6 protein-coding genes are annotated in these 12,911 nt (G+C 55.4%); all 6 read right to left on the reverse strand.

Annotation, left to right across the window (positions count from 1 at the left end; genetic code table 11):
- Positions 1-8: 8 nt before the first annotated feature.
- Genes SH678x_RS19550 through SH678x_RS19575 form a run of 6 tightly spaced genes read right to left on the reverse strand, consistent with a single transcriptional unit; the run spans position 9 to position 12,823 of the window.
- A complete protein-coding gene (locus tag SH678x_RS19550) occupies positions 9-1,196 on the reverse strand; it encodes a prenyltransferase/squalene oxidase repeat-containing protein (RefSeq protein WP_496920137.1) in 1,188 nt (395 codons plus the stop codon).
- 16 nt (positions 1,197-1,212) lie between these two features.
- Positions 1,213-5,673, reverse strand: coding sequence for a coiled-coil domain-containing protein (locus tag SH678x_RS19555; protein ID WP_496920138.1), 4,461 nt, complete (start codon positions 5,671-5,673; stop codon positions 1,213-1,215).
- A gap of 46 nt (positions 5,674-5,719) precedes the next feature.
- On the reverse strand, positions 5,720-8,545 hold the full coding sequence (locus tag SH678x_RS19560) for a hypothetical protein (RefSeq protein WP_496920139.1): 2,826 nt from the start codon (positions 8,543-8,545) through the stop codon (positions 5,720-5,722).
- 9 nt (positions 8,546-8,554) lie between these two features.
- A complete protein-coding gene (locus SH678x_RS19565; RefSeq protein WP_496920140.1) occupies positions 8,555-10,765 on the reverse strand; it encodes a BatA domain-containing protein in 2,211 nt (736 codons plus the stop codon).
- A gap of 28 nt (positions 10,766-10,793) precedes the next feature.
- The gene (locus SH678x_RS19570; RefSeq protein ID WP_496920141.1) at positions 10,794-11,816 is read right to left on the reverse strand and encodes a DUF58 domain-containing protein; all 1,023 of its coding nucleotides are present in this window, start codon (positions 11,814-11,816) and stop codon (positions 10,794-10,796) included.
- Between the two features lie 26 nt (positions 11,817-11,842).
- Positions 11,843-12,823 carry an AAA family ATPase gene (locus tag SH678x_RS19575; RefSeq protein WP_496923087.1) on the reverse strand — a complete coding sequence of 327 codons (981 nt, stop codon included), beginning with the start codon at positions 12,821-12,823 and terminating at the stop codon, positions 11,843-11,845.
- Positions 12,824-12,911 lie beyond the last annotated feature (88 nt).

Below are 12,911 nucleotides of genomic sequence, written 5' to 3' on the forward strand. Positions count from 1 at the left end.
CGCTCCTCTTAACGCTGAAAAATCGGGATAAGTTGATTAGGGGCACCCAACGACAACAGCACCAACGCCGTCGTGTAAGAGTTGCCGTAAGGTTTGTCATCGAAATGGCTTTCGGGATTCCAGGAGCCATCAGGATTCTGGTTTGCAATCAAGGTCCGCGCCAGGGGTGGAAAAAATTCCCGCCAATAATCTCCCCCCAGTTGGTACATCGCCTGACAGCAGTTAAATGCACTATAGTGATATCTGTCGTCGACGAAACCTACTTTGCCAAAAGTTTCTTGGACGTTGTAGTTAGTGAAGCCATATTTCAGGATCCAATCGCCAGCTTCCTTGGTTTCGGGGGCGTCGTGCAGGCCCGCATGGGCGAGCGCCAAAATTCCCGCCCCTGCCATGCCCCGGCTGCGGTGATCGGATTTCGACGAAAACAGCAAGAACGCACCGTAGTCGGGAATAAAACACCGCCGGACAAAACCAACGGCATCGTCGATCGGCTCCTGCGGCACGTCGAATCCCGCATTCTTGGCGGAACGCAAAGACATGAGATGCCAGCCCGTTGCGGACAAGTCCGAATCCAGGGCTTCGGAAATTTCGGGGGTGACATTGATGTACCGCCAGCCCCCTTCATCGACATTGCGGCGTTTGTCCCACTTTTGCATCTGCAAAGTCGCTTGAAGGGCTTTGCTAATGACGGGATCAAGCTGTTCGGCAACCGAGGCCCCACCCATGGCATAATTTTCAGTAAGAGCCAACATAGCAATCGCGTGGTTATAAGACGCGGTGCTGCCGTGCAGATGGGGAATGTTCCTGTTAATCGTGGCACCGCCCGGCGAGACCAGCGCGATCAAGCCGCTTTCTTTTTGGCAACCTGCGACGTAGTCGATCGCCTTATGAAGCCGTTCGCCGTATTCCCCTTCATCGGGGACATGACCGTGCGACAAAAAAGCCAATTCACAAAGTGCTGTCACACCGGGTTGGCCAAACGGCATCGTGGGGAACGAGCCGTCGGGCTGCTGTTGACTCGCTAACCAAGCCAAACCCTTTTCCACGGATTGATCGAGGGCTTGCCACTCTTCTTCCGTGAGAACATCATCGGCCGGTGCTTCGTATTCGCCCGCACTTGCAGTATGGAAACAGCATCCCAACAGCATCGCGAGCGATACGTAAAATAATCGTTTCTTGAAATTCAGCTTTAGCATTGTTGTCAATTCAATCTCAGTCCAATTGAGAATTTTCAGGCCGGCTAATCTGGCGGAAGTATTGTTCGATGGCACGGCGGTAAAGCTCGGGAGGAGCTTTGTCCCCACCCTGTTCCAAATCGTCTCCGAGTTGCGATAACAGCACGTTCCAATCGACTGTTTCCTGGGCAAGTTCCAATTCATCATCCATGGCTTCGATGGCTTCGCCTTCTTTAAGGGCTCGAGCCACCGCGCGGCGATAAGCACGATCCAGCCGACGTTGCCGCATCCGCTGTTGTTGCAGCATTTGATTCATCATCATCCGCTGGTTACTGGCGGTGGCGACCGAGTTGTCTCCACCCAATCGCATGAAGTCGCCGCTGATTTGCAAGTTGGAGGGACGATTCGGAATTCCCAAGAGTTCTTCAATCGCGAACTCTTGCTCCAAACCGGCCAACAATTCGTCAAGCGTGGGGTCTTCAAGCAAGCTGGCAATCGGATCCTGGACCGGCAGTTTATCGAGTTCTTTGATGGCCATTTGGATCAATTCATCATAATCCTTACCGGCCTTCTCAATCGCTTCGAGCGCCGTAGTTTGACGTTCCACTGCACGGGGCAGTTGATTGCGTCGTAAGGCGTAAACGGCCGACAATTGATTGGGACCTGCCTGCTCGTCGAGAGATGCCAACAACTCACGCGACTTCAACGCGATATTCTCAGGAATCTTGTTATCCACACGTTGCAGCAGCGCGGACATCTGTTGTTCGAGATTTGCGAGCTTACCCGCCATTTCGTCCGTCTGCGTGGCGAGCCGATATTGCTCGACTTCCGCGGCGTTCTGATAGTTCCCATCTTGATGCTGTTTGAGTTGCCGCATCCATTCGGAGGTCGAAGCAATCAAGTCGCGCGTTTCGACAATGCGATTCGCGGCGAATACGGCCAAATCCGAACGGTCTTGTTGCATACCCAGTTGCCGCAGCGAGACTTCCAAATTGGCAAGTTGGTTGTGAAGCGATTGGGCATCAGCGGCAATGTCCTCGACCGTGACACTCGCATCGACGACAGGTGTTTCCCCAGTTCCTTCGGCAAGTGCTTCCACTTCGCTGGATTCTTTTAAAGTCGCTTGCTGATTCTGGATGATGTAAGCATCCGCATCGGCGCTCAACTCTTGCGTGGCAGTAGCAACATCTTGCAAGAGCTTCGCCGCGGTCTGCACATCGGCGTTGTTCATCTCTTGCGCGAGCGGCAGCCAAGTGTCGAAGCGATCTTGCAACACGGCAGCATCGACCGCCAAATCGGCCGAAGTCTCGGCATGCCGTTGCAGCATCATGGCTTGCAGTTCCGGCTTTGCCGCTTCATCGGCTTGAGACCAAGCCGATACTTCGCGATTCAATTCGCGTTGGCTTTCAATCATTTCCTCAAGTTCGTGGCGTAATATTCGCCGCCGATTCTGCTGCGAATCCAGAAAACGTCGTAGCAAACGAGGGTCATCCGCTAGGATCTTGGCGAGTTCGGCTCGCATCTTGTTGCGCATCTCGATAACTTCCTGCAAGCGGGCGAGATACTCCTCATCGAGTTCGAACTCCACTCTTTTACGGCGATAGGGACTGCTGCCGTTTTCGTCGCCGTTGCCACTCAGCATGGCCATCGAATTCTCAACAAACACCTGATACATCTTTTTGACTTTTTCAACCGATTCGGCGAGCGCATATTCTCGTCGGGCGGTTTCAAATTTGGATGTGATCTCGCCTAACATTTCCCGAGCTCGCACCGTGTGTTGCCAAGCGTCTCGAGTAGCTGTGACGCGGGACTCGGCATTCGTTTGCAACGCTTTCCAATACTCTCTCCGTGCAGGCTGCATGTGGGCCTTGCCGATGTTCACGAGTTGCAAACCGACGAAGGCGTAAGGCGTGCCATGAGTTTTTTGTTCTAGATCTTCGACAATTTCCAGAGACTTAGCGATCTGCTGGCCTGCACTATCGATGTCGCGGCCCTGGGCATCCGCCCATTCATTTCCCGAATCAAGATGATCGAGCACGTTGCGCGAGAGTTTTTCCGCCTTCTCCAGCAGGAGGTCGATCTCCTGCAGCTGTGGCGAAATCACCATTTCCAACTGAGCCCGTTCCTGGCCTGCAAAGCTGCCGGCCCATTCGTCGACTTTGAGCCGCATGCGATTGCTGGTCGACGACTGAGCAGGAGGTGGTACATCGAGTTGATTCATGGCACGGTTGTCCGGTGGTGGCGTACTCCCTGCGAATTGGTTGGATTGTGGTTTTTGCGGTTGGTTTTGCTCATTGTTTGCGTTTTGTGTCGATTGGCCGCTCGGTTGTGGATTCGGATTGTTTTGCGAATCGGCCATCTGCTCAGATGTTGACTCGGAATTGGACTCCGCCGATTCGACAGCTTGTTGTAGCTGATTGGCGTTGGCCTGCTGCGAAGGTTGATTGCCAGCCATCTGTTGCAGAGAAGAGTTGCCAGCTTGTGGTGGTGAACTCTGAGCTACTTGCTGTGGTTGTTCTTGGTCCGCCTGCGGAGCCGTTTGTGGTTGGGCCGTTTCGGAACTGGCTGTACTCAGCGATTGGCGATCGCTAGTCGTTTCTTTATTGGCGGTGACATTGGGGTCTGCTGCCGTGGATGGATCGGCAGATGTTGAGCTCGCTTCAGGCCCAGCATTTTTTGCCGCTAAGTCTTTGAGCTTCTCAGGCATGGCCTCTTCAATTGCTTTGGAAATGGCCGAAGGTTCGTCAGTAGTCGTTGCTGGCTTCTCGGATGCAGAAGGATCAGCAGGCGATGTTAGTTCGGCCGACGCGACAGATTCTGCTGCCGGCGGTGGCTGCGGAACTTCAGTGTTCGGAGCAGAGGCTGTTTGTTCCCCTGCTGGTTGCGGCTGCGTTGAGCTAGGTTGGGTTTGCTGTGCGTTTGCAACAGTCGAGGCGTCTCCCTCGATCATTTCGCCTTGCGTGACTTCACCACCACTGAGCGCCGGTTGTTGGGGCACTATCGGCGACAGCAAGCTGCGATCTTCGCGGACCCGCACGGCGAAGCTGAGTTGAGCCCCGTCTTGGACTTTGTATTTCGAGAGATCGAGATTGACCGTGGCTTTGACTTCGGTCGCCCCTTCTTGGTCGCCCAACGGCACGGGAATCGTATCAAGAATTCGCGGCTCGGCGTCAGGCTTTCCCCCTTCGTCGAACACAACTAATTCGGCGCTGCCAACGCGAACATCATCCTTGGCCACAAACGTGACCGGCACTTTTTCGTCGGGACGAACGGCCACTTCTTCATTGGGAGTGAGGATTCGCACGACAGGTGGTTTGTCGGGCCGCGCTTGGACGTCGCACAGCGGTGGGCGCCTGTTGGTGAGCCCATGCTCTTCTTCCAAGATCGGGGACAGCGAAATGTTCTCCGACACTTTGACTTCCCATCGATACCACCCATCGGCATCTATCAGCAACGGTTGCTCTTTGCCACCGGATAAATCGAGGTGCAGCTTGGCGATGGGATGCATTGGTTTGAACGCGAACTGGAGCGTGCTTCCCATGAGTGCCGATAAACGCCGCGGGAGTTTGTCAAACTCCTGGGGATCTTGTTGGGTGTATGTAGGAGGGATCAATTTGAGCGTTGCCGCCGCAAGTTCGGGGCGATCCGCTACCGCAACTTCTTGCCAATCACTCTGACCGTCGCCAGCTCTTAAGCGATACCGCAGCGGCTCTTTGACGGATCGCACCCGATGAGTCAGCCGATTATGCTCGTCACCCCGCGGAACGAGAGTGATTGTTTGCTCGTCAGCACCTTCCGGACTGAGGAACAGGGTCGCTTCGCGGACGGGCGTGCCCTTCAATTCGGCTGCGATCTCCAGCGATTCGCCCCGCGCAACGACCCCTTCCTGCGCAACGGGCACAATCTCGGTGGCCGAAATGTTGGCCATCGGCAACCAGAATCGCTTAAACAACACGGCCGTGCGATGCGAATCCATGACCACGGCAACCGCCAGGATCGCCGCGACCGCCGTCAGACACCAGGCAGCGCGGAACACGCCGTCGGGCCGGACAACTTCATTGGGATCAACTTGAGATGAATAGTTGTTCGCCTCGGCGGCCACTTGACGGAACATCGCGGGGTGAACGTCCCGTGCTTTTTCGGGCGATGAAAGATGAGCGATCGTGGTCCAACGTTCTTCAAGTTTTGGCACATGGCGATCAACATCCGCGGCTACTCGCTCGACACGATTCACATACCGCCATGCCGCCACAATCCAGGCCATGACGGTCAGTCCCGTCGCAGCTAAAGCGGAAACTGTCAGCAGCGATCTCCACGTCGGGCTGTACAACGTGGCCCAACGGTCGATGGCCATCGAAATACCCATTGTGGCAAGCAGCACAACAACACCGCCCACGGCCGCCGTGAGAAGCCGCATCTTCCACGCCCGCGCACGAACGGCTTCCAGTTTATCGGCAACGGCGAGCGGCACGCGAAAATCTTGCGAATGGCGAGTCATGTTTTCCTCCTCCCACGGAGAATTTTTCAACGTCAATTATTGTGGCCTACACAAAGCCCTTGGCTTTGCGCACGATCCATTCCACGAACAAACAACCGAGAATAATCCACAGGTTAAGCCAGCGATCCCACAGCGGAGTTCGTTCCACGGTTTCGTGAACTTCCGGCGACAGCGATGCAAGTTGCAAAACTTCCGCCACGGCCGTGGGCGGAATGACTTGCCCGCCCGTCGTTTTGGCAATTTGCTCCAACAACGCTCGGTCGCAGCGAGTATCCATCATTTCCAGGCTGTCGCTGGATTCAATCGAGATCAGCGAGCGGACATCTGTCTGCTCCGCTTGGCCACTCAGCAATTGATCGATGATCGTCCCCTCGACCAGGATTTCATAAGCACCCGCGGGCAAACCTTTGAGCACGGCGGAGTAGCGCCCCGCCATTTCGTCGTCGGCCACCAAGGGCACACTGGCAACGGTGTCGTCCAAAACTTTCGCGGCCACTTGCACTTCTTGATCCGCGAGTGGCCGGCCCGTTTGATCCTTGAGCCACACCGTAACTTCCACCGGTTCATTCGTGGCGTAATGGGTTTGATCCGTCGAAAGCCGGGCCAGATCAAAGCCGCTCCCTAAGTTCGTGGCGGTAATCCAGCGGAGCATCTGCCCCCAAAAACGATGATGCCGACGATCATCGCGACGAAAACGAAGCTTCCAGGTTTGGGGACTAGAGAGATAAACGACCTTCCCCGCCCCGGCTTGATGCCAACAGAGAAACGCCGCTTGTTCTTGCTGATCTTCGGGAAGTTGCATCGTCGAACCGTACGGAACAGCTTCAATCAATGTCCGCGCGGTCTTCTTGGGCTTACAAAATAGCGAGACCCCGCCGAGCGGCTTCTGATCGTAAACGTCTTGCCAAGCCATTTCACTGAGTTTGGCTCCATCTTCGATGGCGAGTGCACTGTGAACACGGCCTTCGTCGGTCAGGGCTACTGTGTAGCTTTCATAGACCGTGCCGGAGAGTGGTTCGACCGGGAGCAGTCCCATCAACGGTTGGCCTTCATAGGCTTGTGGCATATGATCGCGACCAGAAATTAAAATGAGATGGCCGTTCCGCTTGCGGACATATTCCACGAGCGATTCCTGGCTTGCACGTGGCAACTGCTTGGGGCTGATGTCACCCAGAATCACCACGTCGTACAACGCCCAATCGTCGACCGTTCTGGGAAATTGCGGCTTGGTGGCTAGGTTGCCCGTGCCACGCAGGCGAGGAAAGAAGAGCAACTCATCACATTCCACGTGAGGATCGCGGCGGAAGAGTTGCTGCAAATAGCGATATTCCCACTGCGAGACGCCATCCGACAACAAAACGCGGAATTTATCTTTAACGACTTCCCAAGAAACGGGCGTCACGTTGTTGGCTTGGCTGGCCTCACCGTCGACGGGTTCCAAAGCCAACTCATACTCTTGCCACCCCAGCTTGTCGGCGTAGACATCGAACTTCACTCTCCGATCGATGCGATCACCCGTGAAATCGACCGGTTTGCGATCAATGATTTCACCGTTATGTCGCAACACGAGTTCCGATTGCAAACCGTCGCAATCAAACGCGGTGACAATCGCTTCGATCACAGCCGAGTCGCGTTCCACGACGGTCGACGGCGCAGTCACGCGATGCACGACCAGGTCACGAACCAAAGCCGCGCTGCCGACTGGCACGACGAACACCGGCAAATCGTGTAATTCCGCGGCGGCTTCTTGAGGAGAGACTCCATCTATGGCCGTGTGGCGGCCATCCGTGTAAACGACGGCCAACCGCGTGGCGTCGGCGGTGCGGGCTTTGGAAAGCTGTTCCAGCACACCACTCAAATTCGTGATTGGATTAGCTGGCTTTCCAGTACGCGGTTGCGATTCCGCCTCCACATTGAATCGCTTCGACCAAGGTTCATCGCCAGACACGGGCGTTAACATCGCATCAAAACGAAAACGATTCACTCGCACATCGTCGGGCAAGTCCGTCAGTGCGCCTCGCTCCAACGCCCGTAAGGCTTCCGATGTTTTTTCTTGGCGATTTTGATTTTCGTCCGCCGCGAACACGCCGCTATTGGCATCGATTTGTTCGCGGAGGAGGTCGCTCGCCAGGCTGTCGATGCGACGCTGAGCACCTGACAGGCCTTCGCCCAACTGCCCCAAGGATGTCGTTAATTCTTCAACAACAGAATCCCCCCGATCAGTCACCGCTTTTTCAGCCGCGTCGAGGGATTCCGCGATCGGACCTTCCAGCAGCGTGTCAACGCGAGCAAGCCGTTCGAGCATGTCGTCCCGCGTCCCTGCGAGTTCATCGCTAATGGTTTCGCAATGTTTGCTAGCCCGTTCCACCGCGATTCGCACCGATTTCAAACTTCCGCGGAGCAAATTCAAGGGCCGATGCTCTGCCAGCATTTTTGCGGTGGTTTGGCAATGCTGATTGGCCACGGCCAAGGCCACCCCCGCGCGGTCCGCGGCAATCATGGCGATCTCTGCCGCATGCGGGTCGCTGGTCATCTTTTCGGCTGCCAATTCCCACCGCACGCTTTCAGCGCCGTCGGGGGGATCAACGATGTTCATGCTCTCGCTGTGATCGGCGATGATCGCAATTGATTGCGGAGTGCTGCTGCGCTCAACTTTTTCCAACGTGGGCCCGACCGCCATCCAGAGGGCTAATCCTACCGCGCCCAACCGCGTGGCCCAGAATACAGTGGCCCAACCCGTGCCCAAGGCATTGCGATCACGAATTAATAGCCACGTCGTGAGTCCAATAAGCAACAACCCAATAACGATCGCCGTCGGCAGCGAAAGCGCGCCGTCGAAGATCAAGTTTTCAGATTGTTGGCTGGGAGACATGATTGAAACTTAAAAAGAGCTGTTTAAGGCCGGACCGCTCCGTTGTCGTGTTAACCACGATGAAATCAACAATTCAGCGGCAAGTAAAACGATGAGCGCGACCAAAAGTGTTTGCCAGATCGGCTCCTCTCGGACGGCGGATTCATCGGTCACTTGCGCTTCGGGCAGTTCCGTACCAAACACGAGTCCCGCCGCGGCGAGCGAGTCTTGTTGCTGCTCGTCGAGAAACTTAAGCTGTGATTCCCGTGGATCACGAGCAACGTGAAAAGGAATGCTCGCGGATTGGCCACCGTCGGTGTACAGAACTCGATATGCGCCGGGCAAATGAGTTTGCCAGTAACGAACCACGTGTGAGTCTTCAAGTTCTTGACCAACAAGTGGCACGGTGGTGCCCGCGGGTGTCAAAAGTTCAATCTCATCTCCATCCGCGCTAGTCGGCAACGTAGCGACCAAGGCACTTCCCGGCGCAAGATTAAAACGGGCCGACGTGGGCGCCGTCAAATAATCCAGCCAATCAGACACCATCACCACATACGCTTTGAGTTGTGGTAAGTTGCTCCACTCCAAACCCAGCGGGAACGATTGAACGATGACCCGTCCTTCGCCCACGTAGTTTTCAACGACAAGTGGCGTGCCGTCGCCTGCTTCGAGCAAAACTTTGGTTTCTGCCGCATTTTCGTCACGCGGAGCAAACAACCAATGCGTGTTGATACGGGCTTCATCGATATCGAGCTGTGCGGTGTTGGCTAATTGCACCGTCGCGGGATGATCCCGGCCGGGAGGGTGAATTTGGCTCGCTTCTTCGGTGGCCGAGTCATTTTCTTGCAGGCTTTCCAGCGGTAACGGACTGAGCCCATCTCCATCGTCAAAAAAATCGCGATTGAAATTCGAGCGATCGACATTCTCTCCCAAAGCGATCCACAATCCGCCCCCTTCTCGAACAAAATCATCGAGTCGCGAAATCGTTTCGTCATCTCCTTCGATGACGTCGGTAAGCACAATGGCCCGATACTGTGCAAGATTCGTCTCGGCTAATTCGCTTGTTTCAATAATCGTAGGGCGATACACCGCGTGCCAAGGTTGTGGGTCTGTGCCGTTGTACCCCAGTGCTGCGGTCAAAAAATCGCGGGATGATTTCTCGCCATTCGCAAATTCGGGGTTATGGACCACTAATACGGGAATTTCATCGGTTACTTCCAGAACCGTTCCTTCTTCCTGATCAAGCGGCACTTGATCGTCGGCCTCAATGCGGCAGCGAATGAAATAAGTCCCGGCATCTTTTCGCCGCAGCGACGTTGAAACCTCGGTCGTGGCCCCTGGTGACAATGTTCCCAATGCGCTTGTCCCCACGACTTCATCATCGACTAGCCACTCGACAACTCCCGCGGGACGCTCAACTTCGCCCAGATTGATCACTTGCGCGCGAGCCTGAATCTCTTCGCCGGGCCGAGCGATCTTTCGCGAAACTTCGATCCCCTGCACCGCGAGATTGTCTACTTGATTGTTTTCCAATCCACATTCCATCACTTGGATGGTCGTGGGAATATCCGCGTTTGTGAGTGTTTCCCCCAACTGTGTCCAGGCTTGTTCGGCTTCGAGTTGCCAGCTTTGTTCTTGATTGTCCGTAAACACGACCACCCGCCGTGACGCTGGCTTGTCCTCGGGTTGCAGGTGAACAACGGTAAGCAGACAGGTCAGCAAATCGGCCGAGCCGCGAGACGGTTCAGCCCCTTCGACGAGCGAGCGAATTTGATTCACACCCGCGTAATCGCCGGTGAGACCCTCGGCAGTGAGCCATTGCCCACCGCCCGCCGCGAGCATTACATGCACGCGATCATCTGCGGAAAGTTCATCGAGAAACGCCACGGCATTATCTTTGAGTTGATCGAAAGCCGAAGTATCGGCGACCGTGCGCGACATCGACAGCGAATTGTCGAGGATCAACACAACTTCGCGGCTCCCGGCCGAGCCCCACCAACTGCTGCTCACCAGCGGTCTGGCCAGAGCAAAGATCAAAGCAATCACCACCGCCGTCCGCAGCAACATCAGTAGGATTTCTTCGAGCTTTTCCCAACTGCGACCCTTAGTGAGTGCCTTTTCCAAAAACTGCATGGCCCCCCAATAAACCATGTCGTGCTGCCGTCCCCGATAGAGATGGATCAACACCGGCACGGCGGCCAGCGGCAAGGCGAACAGGAATAGTCCACTGAGGAACGACACGGCGATTTTCTCAAACGATAATTTCGGTTTAACGAGTACGAGCTAACGTGGCAGTCTTCTGTGCGGTACGCCGGCGCAAATATTGGGCCAATGTTTCCCCCAAATCCTGGTCCGTTCTGAGCGTGACCAAATCTGCACCGATATCGGTAAGCATGTCGCGAAGTTGCTCGCGAAAGGCGCGAAACTCCGCAAGGTACTGTTTGCGTAGCGTGTTGGGATTGATTTGTAGCCGGCGTGGGAGTTCCAAATCCTGAAAGAACGATTCCCGTTTGAAGGGGAATTCCAGTTCTTCGGGCGCTAAGACTTGAAACACGAGCACGTCGTGGCCACGTAGGCGAAATTGCTCGAGGACGTGCTTCAACCGAGCCACTTCGCCGAAACAATCGCTCAGCAAAATCACCATTCCGCGGCGTTTCAAACGGCCGGTTAAATCTTGAAGTGTTTCGTCGATCTTCGACTTGCCGCTGGCGTCGATCCCTTCCAGCACGTTGATCACCCGAGAAAGATGATTGGCGCGCGGCAAGGGTTTGACATAGTCGCGCAGCTTTTCACCAACCACGGCGAGGCCCACCGAATCGCGTTGCCTTAGCAATAAATGCCCCAAACACGCAGTAGCCATTTGCGCATACCGCCATTTCGTGACGGTCGACATGCCGAATTGCATCGAACCGCTGGCGTCGACGATCAGCAAAGCTTGGAGATTCGTTTCGTCGTCGTAGCGCTTCACATAGTAACGGTCGGTCTTGGCGAACTTTTTCCAATCGAGCTGCCGGATGTCATCGCCTTGTGTGTAGGGTCGATACTCGGCAAAGTCGGTGCAGCCACCTTTATGCGTGGAGCGATGCTTGCCGGAGAGCAGCCCATCGACAACCGTGCGAGCGATGATCTCCAATCGCCCCAGCTTCGTGAGCATCTGAGGATCGAAAATCGGCTTAGTCGGCACGCCTGCACGCGCAGCCGGCATCGGCGTGCGAACCGTGGGGCTAGGGCGTGGACTTTCCCGCGCTCGCAGAGAATCGACAAATTGTTGCACGCGGGGTTGTTGTTCCACGATAACTCAAATGCTTGCCATGAATTTTATGCGCTGGCCGCGAGCGAGCTCCGCTCGACGAGTGCGTTGACGATATCGTCGGTGTCGAGACCAGCCGCCTCGGCATTGAACGTGGGGATGATGCGGTGCCTCAACACGGGCAGCGCAACCGCCTGAACATCAGCCGTCGTGACATGACAACGCTTGTGGAGCAATGCCCGGGCTTTGGCTGCTTTGAGTAGAGCAATGCTCGCCCGTGGTCCCGCGCCGTATTGAACCTTGTCACGCAAATCGGCAGGGAGTTTGCCTTCGTCGGGGCGAGTCATGCGGGCCAAATCCACGGCGGCTTCGTAAACGTGATCCGCCACCACCACCTTGGGCACGAGCTGCTGCATGGCGAGGAGTTGCTGGACATCGATCACTTGCTGCGTCGTGTGCGAATAATCGGTCGTTTGCCGTCGGCAGATTTCCAATTCGCCGACGCGGTCGGGATATTCGACTTTGATTTTCATCAGAAAACGGTCGAGTTGGGCTTCGGGCAGAGGATAAGTTCCTTCCACTTCGATAGGATTTTGGGTGGCCAGCACAAAAAACGGATTGGGCAGTCGATAAGTTTTTCCGCCGACGGAAAGTTGGCGTTCTTCCATCGCCTCGAGCAATGCACTTTGAGTCTTGGGCGGGGTGCGATTGATTTCGTCGGCCAACACCAGATTGGCGAACAATGGTCCCTGCAAGAAACGGAAGGCCCGCTTGCCGGTCGTGTGATCTTCTTCCAACACATCGCCACCAGTGATGTCGCCGGGCATCAAATCGGGGGTGAACTGGATGCGATGAAACGTGAGGTCCATCAATGACGCGAGTTGCGAAATCAGCAAAGTCTTCGCCAAGCCCGGCATGCCCTGCAAAATACAGTGGCTGCGACAAAGGATGCCGATCATCAATTGTTCGGTCACTTCATCCATGCCGACGATCACACCAGCCAGTTCTGTGCGCATCCGTTCATAGGTGGCATACAGATTGTTCACCATTCGGGTGACTTCTTCCGTGCTGGCGTGGGGAGCAAGTACGTGATTGGAATCGAGCACGGTTTGATGATTCTCACTCATGATAAGTTCC

This window comes from Bythopirellula superficialaquae, from assembly GCF_059632245.1.